Origin of the sequence: Paenibacillus taichungensis, assembly GCF_050994985.1 — a bacterium.
Taxonomy (GTDB): domain Bacteria; phylum Bacillota; class Bacilli; order Paenibacillales; family Paenibacillaceae; genus Paenibacillus; species Paenibacillus taichungensis.
In genome coordinates this window covers 3,977,259-3,992,898 of the sequence record NZ_CP194720.1, presented here as the reverse complement: position 1 = coordinate 3,992,898, position 15,640 = coordinate 3,977,259, and the positions used below count along the sequence as shown (strand labels likewise).

Sequence of the window (15,640 nt, the reverse complement as noted above, 5' to 3'; positions counted from 1 at the left end):
CAAGAGAGCGGTTTTTGCGATGAAAGGAATTGTTCAGATCATGCTCCTCATTGGTTTTGAGGTAAGGGTAATGGGATGTATCCAGTAAAAGTTATCATCTCAAAAAAATAATAAAAAAACAGGACCGTCCTTTTTTATTAAAAAAGGCTGCCCTGCTTTTTGGGGTTCCGTGTCAAACTCTCAGTATTCAACGACCATGGCAACATTTTGCCACCCAGCGCCAACGGTCCAGAACAGCACTTTATCACCACGCTGAATTTGGCCGGATGTTATGGCTTGATGCAATGCAATAAACGGACTGCTGGTTGAGGTGTATCCGAATTCGTCTCCAATGTAGACGGCAATATCTTCGCCAATGCCAATGTTCTCGGATACAGCACGTATATTGCCAATGGATAATTGGGAGAAACAAGCGGCTTTGATCTCATCTGCACCGATTTCATTACGACTTAGCAAAGTTCGAATCGAATCAGAGGCAGCGCCTACACAGATGGAATCATCAAACGGTATGAATTTTACATGGAAGGCACCTGCGTCAACACCGGTTTGGCCTAGTTTTGCAAGACCTTTTGCCGGGAAGAGAGAATTGCCGTACACACAGGTATCAGTCTGGTAAATCGAGTCAATAAATCCGACTGCCTGCTCGTCCCGTTCAACAATAACAGCTGCTGCTGCGTCCCCAAAATTCGCGAAGTACACAGGATCGTCTGGACTGGCGTGAGGAGCGATGTAATCCGAGCCAATAATCAAAGCACGACGAATTCTGGGATTGCCCAGCATCTGACGGCTAACTTGTTCAAAGGCTGCGGTCATGCCCGCACAGTTGGCATTGCTGTCAATGCAGATGGTATGGGATGCCCCGTTAATCAGGCGATGAATCATTAAGGAATTCGTAGGAAAGATGTATTCCGGCGTTTGACTTGCATAAGCAATGAGATCGATGTCGGAACCGGTGAGTCCGGTCTTTTCGAGCAAATTACTGGCGGCCTCAAAGGCCATGCTTAGTGAGTTTTCATCATCGTTGTCAATTTTGTAACGTGTATCACGCCCAAGTGCCTTTAACAATCCCCGAATATCTACACCTCTTGCATCAAAATGTTCAATATAAAAGTCATTGCCCACCTTGTTCGTTGGATGATAGATATCGATATCTACAATACGAATTCCAGCCATCTTCATTCTCCTCTTGAGCGGATGGGTGAACCCTCAGCATGTCCGCCTGGTTTATTATGTCGTTACCGTGGAGATGATCTCAAGATTGTCCAATCCGACAGACCGTCCAAGACGGGACAGCTGCATTTTCAGAATGGCATTATTCTCAAGCGTCAACACCACTTTTTTATATTCATCTTTTTTGAACATTTGCAGGCAGCCCTCGAGAAGAGGCACAATTTCCGGAGCAGTAACATTCAACTTTTTGCAATCAATATTCAGCTCATACTCCTTGGTGTTAATCGGAGCGATCGTATCCTGATATGCCGAGATGGAACGTAAACCGTCTTCTTGAGAGAAAGAGCCCTCCAGTTCAATGTTCAACACCTTGTTCGGAACGTCAGTTTTCAGTATAAAACTTCCCATGATTGTTTTCTCTCCTTTAAATGAGTTAAGGCTATCCTGCTAACCAAGACATAGGCCTTGAGGCCCTCGCTGACTGCTTCTGAGATGTAGCTGATTCGAAGGATAATTTAACCATATTATAAAGGTAGAGATGTAATAAGATCAATAAAAAAGTCGAATCGTGTATAAAAATGTAGAAGAGTGAATTATTGGATTTCATCCAGTGTAGTGAGCAATATATTAAAAGCACTGATGATTCGTGGGGCGCCAACACAAGGTGCCAGATGCAGCAAAATTCCTTTGAGCTGATCCACGGTTACACCGACACTTAACGCCATCGTATAATGAACCCCCAACTGCTCATACTGCCCCTGTGAGATCAGTGAGGAGATAATCGCAACTTCCTTCCATTGATCGGTGATGGTTGTACGCTGAAAAATATCCCCGTAAGCTGTTCCCATAATAAACTCGGCGAGCTCAGGGAACTGATCCTTAATCGGTGCCAGTGCTTTTGCACCATATTCACCGGAAAGTTTTGCAAAACGCTCCAATCCTTGAGTCACTTGTTCACTCATGCTATGTTCCTCCTAATTCAAAGTCACGGTACGGTGAGCCGTGGGTGGGATCTCGTCGCGATCGGTAAGAAGCTCAATGACAGTAACTTGGTTCAGTTGCTGCGCGGCCTGGAGAGCTGAGGTGAACTCAGCCCGTGTTTCTGCCCGAAAAGCAACAGCGCCGAGCGACTCGGCAAACTTTGCCGCATCCACGGGAACCTCAAATAAAGTGCCATCAATTCGACCTGTTGTTTTTTCCATGCCTTTCAGTGCCATATCCAGCTGTTTATTGTTTACAACGATGAAGATGACCGGCAGATTGTTGCATACAGCGGTGTTAATCTCGGTTCCAAGCATCATAAAGCATCCGTCACCTGTAATGCATACAATGGTTTCTTCCGGTGCGGCAGTCTTGGCCCCAATAGCCATACCTATGGCATTGCCCATGCAGGCAAAGTAGGCGTCAAACACAAAGCTGCCGGGTTTCTTGACTTTATACCGTTGAACCGCATGAAAACCATGACTGCCATCATCCACAAACAGCTTATGATCATATGGAAGCAGTTCACTCATTTCTTCCAAGATGGAAGCCAAGGACAGATGCGGCAGATCCGGGAGAGGTACGGTGTAATCCACAGTGGTCGTTTCTCTTGGAACAACAGGACGTTCTGTCAGTGTGCCTAGCAAAAACTGCAGGTTGTCCTTCAGGTCGCCGGTGATATGTAAGGTTTGAGCGTTAAGTATTTTACCAACGAATGTAGGATCAGCATCGAATTGAATCAGATGTGCAGGGTGGTTTGCAGGTTTCAAATTACAGATTGTCATATCACTCAGACGTGAACCGAGTACGATATAAAGATCACTTTGATTCAGCAGTTCATCTGCATGAGGGAAGCCGCCAACACCGCAGGGCCCATGATATAGGGGATGATCCCAGGCAATGGCACCTTTTCCTCCTGGAGAAGTAATGACAGGAATATTGAAATGTTCAGCAAAATGGAGCAATTCATCATGGGCTCTGGCGCGGCTGACACCTTTGCCTGCAATAATTAAAGGATGACTGGACTGTTGAAGTAAGGGAAGGATACGATTCAGGTTGGATACGCTAATCAGGGGTTCTGGCTCCGGGATGACCACCCGGAAATCAGCGAGCTGTTCAGTTTGTACATCAAACGGAAGACAGAGATGGACCGGACCTTTGTTGGGACCGAGTGCAATGGAAAGGGCGTGATTCAATATGGTGCTGAAATGATCACCGCGCTCCACGAGCTTGCTGAACAGGGTGGCAGGACGAAACATTTCCGCCAAATCAGCCAAGTAGGAAGAGGAGTCCTGACATTGCGGAAGCCCCAATTCCTGAATGGATTGATGACCTGTAATAAACAGGACGGGCAAATTATTGGCCTTTGCATGAGCAGCAGCGGTGAGTAAGTTGGTTCCGCCTGGACCAGAAGTGGCGAAGGCCACACCCAGTTTTCCTGTTTGGAGGGCATAGCCCGATGCGGCAAAGCCTGAACTGGACTCATGGCGACCTGGAATGAATTCCAAACCGTAATCAACCATTTTCAGGACAGCAGGACATATGGATTTTCCGATAATACCAAAGACATGAGTAACGCCTAAATTACGCAGAGCTTCTGCCAAATAGTCCGCAACTGTTCTCATGCGGGACACCTCGCTTCACAAAATAGGTTTTTGGACCCACAGGTCAAGTTCCATTTTTGGGATGTATGTCGTTATCTAAGGTTGTAAAAGGAAATAAATCCTTGTTAATAGGAAGAGTAGCTTTTTTTGTGGTTTTTTGTCAACCGATTTTATGAGTATAAGTTCCTGATTCTTAGGTTGGAAACGCTTAATGTCTTACCCTATAAGAGAAAATAAATTGGTTATATATTCCTGCAACAATTTACCTATGAACAAGATTTATAGAATAAAATGTAAAATAAAGTGGAATATGATGGATTTGTTTTATATGTATCCAATGAAGATCATATGCTTTTCATTTCGCATCCGTGCAAAGATTGGCAATGTTAAGCTTTCTGTTATACTGAAATTCGATGGGAGTGAGTTGAATGACAATGATAAAAATGGCTGTAATTGGGCTGGGCAAAATGGGATTACATATGATACATCAGGCAACACAGGTAGAACTATCCGAAAAAGTAGAGATTGTAGCGGTATGCGATGCCAGTGAGGAAAATTTGACCTCGTTTGCTTCCTCTCATCCAGAGACGAAGACGTATACGGATTTCAAGCAATTACTAGACACACATGCGGTTGATCTGCTGTACGTTGCGGTCCCGCCTAAATATCACTATGCCGTCGTTATGGAGGCCCTAAAGCGCAAGATTCATGTATTCTGTGAGAAACCACTGGCAAACAGCGTGGAGGAAGCCAGAGCAATGCTGAAGGCAGCCGAGAAGGCCGGTGTAGTACATGCAATCCATTTCTCCATGCCGCATGAACCATCAGTATTGAAGCTGCAAGAGTTGATTCGTCAGGAAACGATTGGCGAGATTCGCAAAATTGATCTGATCCTGCAATTCCCTCAGTGGCCTCGAGCGTGGCAGCAAAATACCTGGATTACCAGCCGCGAGCAGGGCGGATTTATTCTTGAAGTGGGGATTCACTGGATTCATATGATCCAAAAAGTGTTTGGTGCTATCCGCGTGATTAATAGTCAGGTTCAATTTCCTCAAAATACAGTTGAATGTGAACATGAGGTTCAGGCTGCGATGGAGCTGGAGGATGGAACCCGAATCCAGTTAAATGGGATTGCTCATTTTGCAGGTGAAGAGCGTGTATCTATGGTGGTCTACGGTACTGAAGGAACAATTGCCTTGGAAAACTGGGATCAACTATGGAATGGACGCATCGGAGAGCCACTTGTTCCCGTCGAAGTTAATGAATCCTTAAGCCAGTTGCCTGTACTTAAACACGTCATCGCCCGTATTCAAAGCCAACCTGCCCAAATATACGATTTCAACGATGGTTATCATGCACAGCTTGTCCTTGAAGCGCTGCGTAATTCGGATCAATCCTGATCCAATAAGGTACTGAGCTAGAAGAGGGTTCGTGTTAAATGTTCTTTCTTTTTGAATAAAAGAAGCAGATCCCTGTAGAGTAGGGATCTGCTTCTTTGTGTTATCTGGATCTATCCATAAGATCAAGACAATTTGAATCGGTTAACCAGTTGATCAAGCGCATCGGACATTTCGTTTAACTGCTTGGAGGTGTCTGTCATTTCCTGTAGAGAAGCAAGTTGTTCTTCGGTCATAGCGGATACCTCTTCCGTCGCTGATGCAGTATCTTCAACTACGGCGGATACTTCGTTAATGGACTTCATCACCGTTTCACTGCCGGATGTCAGTTGTTCTACAACAGCGGATACGTCCTGAACTTCACCGCTGAGATCATGAATGTGCTGGGTAATATTTGTGAATGCATGCCCTGCATCTTCAATCGTCCGTAATCCTTCGTTGACATGGAGTGTACTTTCGTCCACAACCTGCGCTGTGTTTTGGACTCCGGAAACAACGGTTTCCAATATGCTTGTAATTTCTTTCGCTGATGTGGCACTTTGATCGGCCAGATTACGGATTTCAGAGGCAACGACAGCAAATCCACGTCCATGTTCCCCCGCACGAGCAGCTTCAATTCCTGCATTGAGCGCGAGCAGATTCGTTTGTCTTGCGATCCCTGACATAGAATCGGCAATGTTAATAACTTGATCAGACATTTCGGAGATTTCGTTAATCGCTTCCTGCACAGACAAGAAGGATTGTTCAATGAACGTTATTTTCCCTACGGCATTATCGATACGCTGTTGTCCATCAACGGCAATGGATTCGGTGCGCACGGCACGTTCAGCCACGTCAGCAGTTGAAGCCGCTACTCGATTAAGTCCGATGAGCGATTGTTCCATGGCAGCGACCATGGTCTGGGTAAGGGCAACTTGTTCATCAGCACCCTCAGCGACTCGCTCCATGGCAGTGGCCACTTCTTTTCCTGCGATGTGATTGTCAGAAACGCCTTTATCCAGTCGATCAGAGGCTGTGCTCAGAATGGTGGCATTACTTTGAATGTCGAGCATCATTTGTTGCAGACCCAAGAGCATGGTATTGGCAGCTTCAGCCAATTCTCGTGTCTCGTCTTTCATCGGAGTAGCAATTCGCAAGGTCAGATCACCATTGGAGGAGCCGATATCATTCAGTGCATGTGTAACTGCACGGATGTTTCTTACAATGGACCGGGACAGGACTAAGGCAGCGATGACTGAGATTAAGGCAACAAGGACCAATGCTCCGTACAACTCCCAGTTGAGCACCTTGTTTTTCTGTTTCAGTTCTTCTGTACGGGTTTCAGTCAGAGCCAGTTCATTGGTACGGAATGTAATCAGAGATTGCCGAATTTGGTCCATATCCTGTTTACCGGGATCTGTTGTGAAAAATTGTCGGATCGAAGGTAGGTCATTGGCCTGGCGCAGCGTAACAACCGGTTCTCCTGCGATTTGAATCCAGTGTTCCATGGTCTTATGTATATCTTCCAACAGCTTCAACTGTGAGGGGTTGTCCGAGATCAAAGTAGCGAGTTGATCCTTAAGTACAACCATCTGTTCTTTTCCATGGGTATACGGATCAAGATAATTCTCCTGCCCTGTAATAACGTAGCCTCGTTGGCCTGTTTCCATATCGACCATGTTCTTTTCAATCTCATAAGTCAGGGCGTGTACATTCATATCGTGATCCACGAGAAAATCCAATTCGCTTTGAAGTTTGCTGGTACTGTTCTGGATCAAAAGAATGCAACCCGCCAAAACAGCAAGTACGAGCAAATAGCCCAAACCAATCTTATAAAAAATTTTGAAGGTTCTGTGCTTTTTCATGTTTGTTATGCCTCTCCTTGGGGTATATGTATTTGTCGAAAAAACTTGGATGAGAGCTATTTTAGTTCTTTGGATGTGGTGTCTAAAGAACTATTTTCAGTATTATACTTAATGAAAGTTAAATTGTATATAGTTTGTTTAATTTAAGTATAATGTTTGTATATTTTGTATAACGTTGATGACACAGATGTTTTACATTGCACGGTTTACACTGCCAAACGTTTATGTTTATCATGGAAGGGGAACGATTCCGAATACATATCCCAATCCGAAAGGAACATTGGACATGACAAAAGAGACGGTATTACGTAAACCGGAAGCAATGATTTTTGATATGGATGGTACTTTGTTTCAGACGGAAACACTGTTGTTGCCAGCCTATCATCAGTTGTTTGATACATTGCGGGCTGAAGGGCATTTTGAGGGAGAGACTCCTCCTGAAGAACGAATGCTGGGAAGCCTGGGGATGTTGCTAGAAGATATATGGAAAGTGGTTATGCCTGAAGCTTCAGTTGCGGCCCATCGACGTGCAGATGAACTGCTGCTTCAGTTGGAGATTGAAGGGCTGGATGGGGGAAGCTCGCAGCTGTACCCACATGTAAAAGAGACGCTGGAAGCATTGAAAGAACAAGGTGTGCGGTTGTTTGTCGCCAGCAACGGGCTGGAGGACTATGTTAAAGGTGTGGCCTTTGCCCATGAGATCATGCCGCTCTTTGAAGGTGTCTATAGTGCAGGACAGTACAAGACCCCTTCCAAAGTTAACTTGGTTCAGATTCTGCTTGAGAAGCATCGGATTCAGGATGCATGGATGGTCGGGGACCGCTCTTCGGATGTGGAAGCAGGTAAAATGAACAACCAGACCGTCATCGGCTGTGCTTATGCAGGGTTCGGACGAGATGAAGAACTTGCAGGATCAGATGTACTAATCTCTGATTTTACGGAACTGCTTCGTTTATATCGGGAAGCAGAATAGAAAAAAATGACCACCCTAAATCCATTCGGATGTTGGATGGTCATTTTTTTGGTTCAAGGAGAAGTTGGTTCACTACTAATGAAGTCTGACGATCATAACCGGGATCTTCTGGTCCTTTTGAGGGTGGCAGACTTACCTTTTACGCGTTTGACTGGTTTGGTTACCTTTACGCCACGAGGGGGACGATTCGCACTTGGATGGTTGTGGTACACCCATAGAGCGTACTCCAGTGGTTGAGTGATTGCCTTGGAATAAGTATCTTTCTCTCCAATGCGGGCAAATACTTCACGTGCAGGTTTTGGATTCACTTCGAGCAGATAGATACGTCCACTCTTGTCAATCGCCAGATCCAGAGCCAACTCACACAAGGTGCCATAGGTACTCTCCAGAAATGAAGCAACGTCAATCCCGAATTTCTCGGCAGTGGTGTTGATCTCAGCCCGTTCCTTCTCATCAGTAATCCACTGTTTCATCAATTTGTGCATCGCAATGGCCTGGCCACCGCCATGCAGATTAGAGGTAACACTTTTCTCCGCACCCATACGTCCAGCGCATCCAGTTAATTCCCACTGCCCTTCACCATTCTTCTGGACCAGCATTCGATAATCATGAACCCGGCCATTCGGAAGCTGAAGCTGAATGCCCTGCTGAACGAGGTATTTATCTTTCATATTCCAATGCTGTAGCAGTGAACCCAAGCGTGACAGATGGACTTTACGTGGGGTGATGATCCTTCGCTTCTGGTCCCGTCCCTGTACAAGAACCGTATTGGCCTCGCTGCCACTGCGTTCGATGCGAAGGATTCCGCGCCCTCCGGTTCCATTGATGGGTTTCAGATAGATGAGGGAGGAGGCTTTCAGCATACGATTCACATCGGACATATCCTGAAACAGAACGGTATCTGGCAGATGTTCACGGAAGGCTGATTTGGCCGAGAGCGTTTGATGAATGGTCCATTTATTTCGCAGAGGACGGTTTAGAAAAAGCAGATGTCCATACTTTTCCCGAAAGGCAAGCAGTTGCTGGAATCTGCGATTGCGCTGTATACGGCAGCGATCGAAGATCATGTCCGGGAATGAACGCCATTCCCGGGACCAGCCTTTTTCCGAATGAAAGACCATAGCCTCAATCTGTTTGCCTCCTGAGTGTACATCGGCAGGTGTGAACACATAGATATCGAGTCCCCGCTTGCGCCCTTCAAGGATCATTCTGCGGTATATGCTCCGTTCTTCCAGAGCGCGATGTTCATTTAAGTACAACGTCATAATGCCCAGAACAGGTGAGGACACAAACAATCACCTTCTTTTGCTGTTATTCCTGTTCATCATCGTTTCGATTGGCGGGCAAGGTAGGCGCTGTACTGAAAAATGCGTTCCAATGACCTGCGTCGAATCTGCGGTTCATCGAACTTCATCGGCTTCGCATTCGCTTCAAAGAACCAGATCTCGCCCAGATCGTCAATGCCCAGGTCCATGGACATTTCACCAAGCGTATGCCCTGAACCTCGTTCCACTTGACGCGCGATCAACAATGAAGTGGATTTCACCCGCTTCATCAATGTATTCGACATTTCTTCTCCGAAAAGGTCGGTAAGCAGCTTTTCAGGGTCCTCTACACTGCCGCCACGCGGCACATGGGTCGTAATGCTTCGAGAGCCGGCGAGCCGTGCCCCGACCCCTGTTACGCTCCACTGTCCTTTACCGTTTTTCTGCACAAGTACACGTAGATCGAATGGACGCTTCCGGGACGAAGCCAGCTCAATACCCTGTTGCATGATATAAGGCGTGTGTCCGGTCTCCTTACGAATTCTCGCCCATAATTTGGAAAGGGTAGCGGCTTTGTACGTGGTGCTTTTTCGGGTACTCTGTATTTTAAGCCGGTAAGGGAGACGTTCTTTTTCCTGAAACTTGAGCATCATGATTCCTTTGCCGGCTTTACCGCTTTCTGGTTTCAGATACAGATAAGGATACGATCGAAGGACCGTCCCCAAAGCGGTTGCTGTTCGCATTCGGCGAGTATAGGGAATCAGCTGCTGGGTAGACTTGGATTTCTTGAGCCATTCGAACAAATTCCATTTATTGAAGAAAAACGGGTTGTATAGTTCGATTCCGGAATGCATGCACTCTTCAATTTTTCGCTGTACTGAAGGTTTGCGTTCATCTTCCCGATTGGGAATCCGATTGTAGAGTACATGGGGAAGGGGGAAGGACTGTGAAGTCCATCTCCCAATCCCATTGTTGTACGTGTACCCTTTCACAGTGGGGCCGCTCACATTTAAATCTCGTACAGTCACGACGTACACCACATATCCCATATTTTCGCCCGTTTGTACAATATCTAAGAAGTTTTGCTGGTTTCCTCTGAACATCCGACGATCATCATGCATGGTCAAGACAGCAATAACGGGTCTAAAATCATCCTGCAAGCTCATCAAATGCCGTCTTTCTTCCGGAATTTGCTCAAATACAGGCAATGTTCCAGGATGTGCTCCACCGATGATTTTCCTTCCAGCCGCAGCGAAGGGTGACGGAAAATGGAGCGGCCGGGTTTGGCGTTCGCTTCGAACATCCATACATGTTCCTCCTGATCAATGCCCAGATCAAAGCCAATCTCACCAATTAGATGCTGGTGCTGGGTTTCAATCGCCTGGGCCAGTGTTATTGCGACAGATTTGGCATGCTGAAGCACTTCTCCAGAGCGGTCACCAAAGTTCCGCTTGAGAGCCTGCTCGGGTGTCATCAGGGAGCCGCCGTTTTTAATATGGGTGGTTACACTGCCGCGACCAGCTTTTTTGGCGCCGATGCCAACGACGACCCATTGGTTGTTTCCATTTTTATGCATGTGAAAACGAAAATCAATCGGACATTCGTCAATCTCAATGAGCCGGATACCCTGTTGAACGACATAACCGCGAAGTTGTTTGCCGTGTCTGCCTTGAAGCATGCGCATCAGGCTGTTGAATGAACCAAAACGAAGCAGGGCGTTGCCGCCTTTTTTACGATAACGGGCGAAATATCCACGTTTGGGCGAATAGGTCAATCGATAGATCCCGTTGCCCAGACTTCCTGCTGTTGGTTTGTAATAGACAAACTGATGGCGTTCCAGCATTTCTTTCATCTGCTCTACCGTCGGGTTGGTGATGGATTCAGGAATATAACGTCCTGCCGCCGGGTCGTTCTCCAGCAGTTTATAAATATCTGACTTGTTGAAGAAACTCCAATTGAAGAAAGGGATCTTGCGTCGGATAAATCGCTCCCGCAGCTGGTTGATCGCCGGTGAGAAGTCAGAGCGACGGCTGGGTAATCGGTTATACACGACATCGGGCAGAGGTACGGTTTTGCGGCTGAAGCTTCCATTGTCGTTAAGGAAAAAACCGGACACTGTTTCGTTCTGCCAGTTGATATCTCTTGGAGTGAACGCATAAATATAGGATTTACGGCTGCCTTCTCGGAGCAGTTGTTTGATAAAACCGGTACGGGAACCAAACGGGTTGGAGCCAGACGAAGGTCCGTCAGACAGCACGCCGATCAGTGGACCCAACTGGACTTCATCGTTCTGCAAGTTGCGGAGGTAGATGCTACCCCGTTTCGGAACGTTCATCAGATTACGTATGCCCGAAGCGAGATAGAGATGTTTGCCAGCCTTTTTGATTGGTTTGATGGTTGCGGGCACCCGGTCACGGCCAAACCGCAGATGAATCGTTTTTTTGCCGGATAGATTTAGGCTTTTCATTAATGCGTTGGATACATAAACCACTTTATCCGGCTGCTGTGTGAAATGCAGATTGCAAAAGGTCAAACTCATGATTTATCCTCCTATCCTGAAAAGATCCTTCGGCTCCATGGCAAGCGGGGCGCTGCGTGCCTCAACCGCCGTGAATCGGGATGGGTTTCAGGCCAGCTGTGCTGGATGTATTCGGCATTTTCGTTGGACGCTTCACGTCCGTGAGAACATGTTGTTGCAGCAAATAACGGGCATAGGCAAGCGGCCGGGCGTAGGTCAGACTGTGCATACGGGGGTCACCCGCCTCTGCGAATGAGGAGCGTCCCGGCCTGGAGTTCACTTCAAGCAGCCAAAGGCGACCATCAACATCTGCTCCAAAATCAAGGCCCAGTTCGGCCAGTCTGCCAAATCGGCCCTCCAACAGGGTAGGGATGCGGGCAGCAGCCTGCCTGATCGTCTCGAGCAGAGCGTTGGATTGCTTGCTCCCATATCGTTCCAGTAGATAAGGATGCACGGGGTATGCTTTTCCCCCTCCATGCAAATTGGAAGTGAGTGAGCCAGCCGGTCCTTCCCGTACCATACATCCGGTTAGAGACCAGTGTCCTCGCCCATTTTTTTGCACCAAGGCCCTAATGTCGAACGGTCGTTCATGATGACTTAGTTCCAGGTAAGGCTGTAAGATCATCTTTTTACTGGCCTTGTGTGAATCCAGCCAGGCAGAGACATCCTGGCGATGCTCAAATGTACGGTGTATCAATTCATTGCGAGTATTTCTGCCCTCCATAATCCAGGAGGTGTGGCGATCTTCACGATAGAGGCGAAACGTATCCTTACCATGGGTGCCCGATACAGGTTTAAAGAAAATACCTTTCGGCCAGCGCTCCAGCCATTGCTCCCATAGGGTATCCGACTTAAGAAGTGTCGTAGGCGCAAGAAGAGCACGAAGTCTTATATCAGTAGACAAGGCGCGATATACCTTCCATTTACCAGGTAAAGAAGCAGACCAGTAACGTGCAGGGTGTCCGTTTCCTGAGGATGCTAGCTGCTGAAGCTGTTGTTTGAATGTTCTGGGAAGTGGCAGTAGACAGCGGTCCATGATCAGGTCTACAGCAGGAAGAGGCACGATGTTCCATTCACCTCTGTCGAATACATAGCCCTGCGTGAGACGAGACACGCTAGGGTTATTCGATACGGCCAGAACAATGATATTTAGGCCGTAACGATGGCTTTCCAAACTGAGACGACGACAGAAGAGTTCATCTACGAAAGGAGGCGAGCCTTCTGTTGCCCGAACCAGGATAGCAACTGTGTTTGTCTGATGTTGCAGGAACATTCCGCTGCACCTCCTCTAATGGATGACTCTTCAGAATCCGGCCAGATAGGTGGAGTATTCCAGCATCGCTTTGACCGAAGGCCGGATTTTACTCTCGCTAAGTGGCGTGTTATCGTTCTTGGATGGTTTGGAGTTCACTTCAAGAAGCCAGACCCTTCCATTGGTGTCCAAGGCCAAATCGATGCCGAGTTCGCCGAAATGAGCGGGGATGGCACCTTCAATGCCTTTGGCGATATCCAGCGCCGCCGTATGCAATCCTGCATAAGCAGAAGCTTTAGCTGATCCGGACAATTGGGTTTTGGCTACAGCTTCCTTGACGGTGCTGAGACTTCCACCTCGTGCCAAGTTGGATACATAGTGACTGCCGCCTGCAATACGTGCGACGATGGAAGTGACACTCCATTTGCCCGTACGGTTTTTTTGCACAAGCGCACGGAAGTCTACGGGTCTGCCGCTGTTATCAATCAGGGAAAGACCCTGTTGGATCTGGTAGCGCGTTGTTTTCATTTTCCCGGACAGACTGGCATACAGTTTATCCAGTGAAGCATACGTTTGTTTTCGGGTACCCCCAACGCTTGTAGCGAGGGTGAGGAAGCTGCCGTCGCTTTGACGGGAGACCCGGATGATACCTTTGCCAAGCGACCCACGAACCGGTTTCAGAAAGACAACCGGATATCGATTGCACATCGTTTTGAGTGTGGCGGAAGCTTTGAGCAAATGGGATTCGGGTAGCACTTTCTTCAGTGTTGAAATGGACTTCAAGGCATCGAATACTTCATTTTTGTCCAGAAACTTTTCATTGAAGGTTTGTGTACCGTAGAGCGATTTTACTTCTTTCATAAAATGCTGTACGCTAGGTTTGTTCTCAAGCTTACGGGACGTCAGCCGGTTATTGACGACGTCTGCTATAGGCAGAACGGTCTTTTTCCAGCCGTCATCATACACCCAGCCTTTCATATAACCCGTTACCGCTCCAATATCCTCCGGTGTGAAAAAGGATACATAGGCGCCCTGCTTCCGGCAGGCGTTCACCAGTTCTTGACAGAACATCGTGATGGAGCCAAAGGGCCGATCGGGCTGATCGGGGTAATCCTGGCTAACTAATACACTGATGTAAGGTCCGAGGCGCAGCGTGCGGCTGGCTGAACGATAAGATATCCTCAGGACCGAACGGGGAACAAGGCCGGTCTTGCTGGCTACCGTCTGATTGATGCGCAGACCGTCATACCTAGGAACAGGGATGACAGTGACCTCACGGCGGAAAGAGCCGAATTGTAACTGAAGCGGTCGGCCTGAAGGGATTTTAAGTGCCTTGAGCACCCCTTCGCCCAGCATGATGACGTCGTCCTGCAGGATGCCCGAGCCGGTAACCTGAATCGTTACTTTTTTAGTGGACATCACGGATCTCCTTCCGGGCGGCAACTTGATGTCTGATCTCGAAGTTGAACGGCATCTGAACATGGCATGTGCTTCATCATATGAGGACATATAACCCTTGGTGATTGACCCATTTGGATTAAATGCATTTGATGCCCAGTAGGTAATGAATGGCATGTTTCCGCAATCTTTGTTTGACGGAAGTGAAATACGTGTATTAACACGGGTGAACGTTGCGATGAGAATGCGAATGAATACGAATGGATAACAGAAGAACAACCCAATTTGAGGAGGAATTATAGTGAACATTTATGACAAAGCCAATGATTTGGCCAAAGCACTGAGAGAAAGCAGCGAGGTGGAAGAAATTACTTCTGCGATGAAGCTGATTGAAGCAGACCCGGAAGCAAAGGCTATGCTGGATAATTTCCGTGATCAACAGATGGAATTGCAACAACGTATGATGAGTGGGGATATGCCTGCACCGGACGAAATGGAGAAAATGGAGAAACTGTTTGAGGTACTGAGCCTGAACCTGAATATCCGTCGTCTGTTTGACGCTGAACGTCGCCTGAGTGTTATTATCGAAGACGTGAACAAAATTATTGCAGACAGCCTGGGTCATCTGTACGGTGGCGCTGAAGCCTAAACCGAAAACCTTGTCCCGTTTTTTTGCCAGAACCTCTCATATTAGCTCCTTATCGTTCATAGACTAGACATATAGAGTCGATCAAGAACGAAGGAGCTGTGAATGGTGAAAAGGTTGAAGAAAGCAAAACATGTGATCTATCTGCTTATCGCGTTGTCGATGCTAGTCATTGCGTTGCCGCGGATTTCCTTTGCTGGTGGAATGGACTGGGTTAATATTTTTGGCATCGTATGGGTGCTGTTCTCCTTATTAATCATTGGTGCACATCTACATTTTATTCTTGGTGTGGATGAAGAGAAGAAGCGTGCACTAGAAGCTGTTCGGCGAGCAAAGCTGCGGCAGTGGGAGATGAAACTGGTGGACAAGCAGGAGCAGAGCAAATCTGTATAAGGTTTGGAACACAGATGACATGGTGATAGAGATGGTTCTATCTGCCTAAGTAAGGCCGGATTCCCTTTGGTATGAAAGGGACCGGTCTTTTTTTATACCCGTAATTAGCTGTTCCGATTATTCAGATCAATGTAGCGCAGATCTTTAGGAGAATGGTGCGTAGAATGGGGTTATTTTCCTAAGGTCGTGTTATAATAGA

14 protein-coding genes are annotated in these 15,640 nt (G+C 47.2%); 4 read left to right on the top strand and 10 right to left on the bottom strand.

Annotated features, from left to right (window positions below):
- Positions 1-180: 180 nt before the first annotated feature.
- The 4 genes from ACR1R9_RS17735 to ACR1R9_RS17720 form a co-directional block, all read right to left on the bottom strand.
- Positions 181-1,173, bottom strand: coding sequence for a 3-oxoacyl-[acyl-carrier-protein] synthase III C-terminal domain-containing protein (locus ACR1R9_RS17735; protein WP_433923091.1), 993 nt, complete (start codon positions 1,171-1,173; stop codon positions 181-183).
- Between the two features lie 54 nt (positions 1,174-1,227).
- A complete protein-coding gene (locus ACR1R9_RS17730; RefSeq protein WP_076289802.1) occupies positions 1,228-1,578 on the bottom strand; it encodes a hypothetical protein in 351 nt (116 codons plus the stop codon).
- Positions 1,579-1,763: 185 nt separating this feature from the next.
- A complete protein-coding gene (locus tag ACR1R9_RS17725) occupies positions 1,764-2,132 on the bottom strand; it encodes a carboxymuconolactone decarboxylase family protein (protein WP_076289801.1) in 369 nt (122 codons plus the stop codon).
- 12 nt (positions 2,133-2,144) lie between these two features.
- Positions 2,145-3,776, bottom strand: a complete 1,632-nt coding sequence (locus tag ACR1R9_RS17720) for a thiamine pyrophosphate-binding protein (RefSeq protein WP_433923092.1) — start codon at positions 3,774-3,776, stop codon at positions 2,145-2,147.
- A 407-nt stretch (positions 3,777-4,183) separates the two neighbouring features.
- On the opposite strand from ACR1R9_RS17720, the gene ACR1R9_RS17715 reads away from it, so the two are divergent.
- A complete protein-coding gene (locus ACR1R9_RS17715) occupies positions 4,184-5,155 on the top strand; it encodes a Gfo/Idh/MocA family protein (RefSeq protein ID WP_433923093.1) in 972 nt (323 codons plus the stop codon).
- A 122-nt stretch (positions 5,156-5,277) separates the two neighbouring features.
- On the opposite strand, the gene ACR1R9_RS17710 is transcribed toward ACR1R9_RS17715, so the two are convergent.
- The gene (locus tag ACR1R9_RS17710) at positions 5,278-6,996 is read right to left on the bottom strand and encodes a methyl-accepting chemotaxis protein (RefSeq protein WP_326065412.1); all 1,719 of its coding nucleotides are present in this window, start codon (positions 6,994-6,996) and stop codon (positions 5,278-5,280) included.
- A gap of 286 nt (positions 6,997-7,282) precedes the next feature.
- Here ACR1R9_RS17710 and ACR1R9_RS17705 point away from each other — a divergent pair, with 286 nt between their 5' ends.
- The gene (locus ACR1R9_RS17705; protein WP_433923694.1) at positions 7,283-7,969 is read left to right on the top strand and encodes an HAD hydrolase-like protein; all 687 of its coding nucleotides are present in this window, start codon (positions 7,283-7,285) and stop codon (positions 7,967-7,969) included.
- 92 nt (positions 7,970-8,061) lie between these two features.
- Here ACR1R9_RS17705 and ACR1R9_RS17700 read toward each other — a convergent pair whose 3' ends face one another.
- The 5 genes from ACR1R9_RS17700 to ACR1R9_RS17680 form a co-directional block, all read right to left on the bottom strand.
- Positions 8,062-9,258: a YheC/YheD family protein gene (locus tag ACR1R9_RS17700; protein WP_076289797.1), complete on the bottom strand. Its 1,197-nt coding sequence runs from the start codon at positions 9,256-9,258 to the stop codon at positions 8,062-8,064.
- Between the two features lie 35 nt (positions 9,259-9,293).
- A complete protein-coding gene (locus ACR1R9_RS17695) occupies positions 9,294-10,400 on the bottom strand; it encodes a YheC/YheD family protein (protein ID WP_076289796.1) in 1,107 nt (368 codons plus the stop codon).
- Complete coding sequence (locus ACR1R9_RS17690; protein WP_064639328.1) at positions 10,400-11,773, bottom strand: YheC/YheD family protein; 1,374 nt, start codon at positions 11,771-11,773, stop codon at positions 10,400-10,402. Before ACR1R9_RS17690 ends, ACR1R9_RS17695 begins: the two co-directional genes overlap by 1 nt.
- A 61-nt stretch (positions 11,774-11,834) precedes the next feature.
- Positions 11,835-13,025: a YheC/YheD family protein gene (locus tag ACR1R9_RS17685; RefSeq protein WP_433923094.1), complete on the bottom strand. Its 1,191-nt coding sequence runs from the start codon at positions 13,023-13,025 to the stop codon at positions 11,835-11,837.
- Between the two features lie 30 nt (positions 13,026-13,055).
- A complete protein-coding gene (locus tag ACR1R9_RS17680; protein WP_099854736.1) occupies positions 13,056-14,423 on the bottom strand; it encodes a YheC/YheD family protein in 1,368 nt (455 codons plus the stop codon).
- Positions 14,424-14,703: 280 nt separating this feature from the next.
- Here ACR1R9_RS17680 and ACR1R9_RS17675 point away from each other — a divergent pair, with 280 nt between their 5' ends.
- Both ACR1R9_RS17675 and ACR1R9_RS17670 read left to right on the top strand, forming a co-directional pair.
- Positions 14,704-15,051 (top strand): YlbF family regulator, encoded by a 348-nt coding sequence (locus ACR1R9_RS17675; RefSeq protein ID WP_076289793.1) that lies wholly within the window; start codon positions 14,704-14,706, stop codon positions 15,049-15,051.
- Positions 15,052-15,153: 102 nt separating this feature from the next.
- Positions 15,154-15,441 (top strand): hypothetical protein, encoded by a 288-nt coding sequence (locus ACR1R9_RS17670; protein WP_076289792.1) that lies wholly within the window; start codon positions 15,154-15,156, stop codon positions 15,439-15,441.
- Positions 15,442-15,640 lie beyond the last annotated feature (199 nt).

What these genes read in the sequence shown, in the direction of transcription:
- ACR1R9_RS17735 (WP_433923091.1), bottom strand. Translation starts at nt 1,173, where the DNA reads ATGGCTGGAATTCGTATTGTAGATATCGATATCTATCATCCAACGAAC.
- ACR1R9_RS17730 (WP_076289802.1), bottom strand. Translation starts at nt 1,578, where the DNA reads ATGGGAAGTTTTATACTGAAAACTGACGTTCCGAACAAGGTGTTGAAC.
- ACR1R9_RS17725 (WP_076289801.1), bottom strand. Translation starts at nt 2,132, where the DNA reads ATGAGTGAACAAGTGACTCAAGGATTGGAGCGTTTTGCAAAACTTTCC.
- ACR1R9_RS17720 (WP_433923092.1), bottom strand. Translation starts at nt 3,776, where the DNA reads ATGAGAACAGTTGCGGACTATTTGGCAGAAGCTCTGCGTAATTTAGGC.
- ACR1R9_RS17715 (WP_433923093.1), top strand. Translation starts at nt 4,184, where the DNA reads ATGACAATGATAAAAATGGCTGTAATTGGGCTGGGCAAAATGGGATTA.
- ACR1R9_RS17710 (WP_326065412.1), bottom strand. Translation starts at nt 6,996, where the DNA reads ATGAAAAAGCACAGAACCTTCAAAATTTTTTATAAGATTGGTTTGGGC.
- ACR1R9_RS17705 (WP_433923694.1), top strand. Translation starts at nt 7,283, where the DNA reads ATGACAAAAGAGACGGTATTACGTAAACCGGAAGCAATGATTTTTGAT.
- ACR1R9_RS17695 (WP_076289796.1), bottom strand. Translation starts at nt 10,400, where the DNA reads ATGAGCTTGCAGGATGATTTTAGACCCGTTATTGCTGTCTTGACCATG.
- ACR1R9_RS17690 (WP_064639328.1), bottom strand. Translation starts at nt 11,773, where the DNA reads ATGAGTTTGACCTTTTGCAATCTGCATTTCACACAGCAGCCGGATAAA.
- ACR1R9_RS17685 (WP_433923094.1), bottom strand. Translation starts at nt 13,025, where the DNA reads ATGTTCCTGCAACATCAGACAAACACAGTTGCTATCCTGGTTCGGGCA.
- ACR1R9_RS17680 (WP_099854736.1), bottom strand. Translation starts at nt 14,423, where the DNA reads ATGTCCACTAAAAAAGTAACGATTCAGGTTACCGGCTCGGGCATCCTG.
- ACR1R9_RS17670 (WP_076289792.1), top strand. Translation starts at nt 15,154, where the DNA reads ATGGTGAAAAGGTTGAAGAAAGCAAAACATGTGATCTATCTGCTTATC.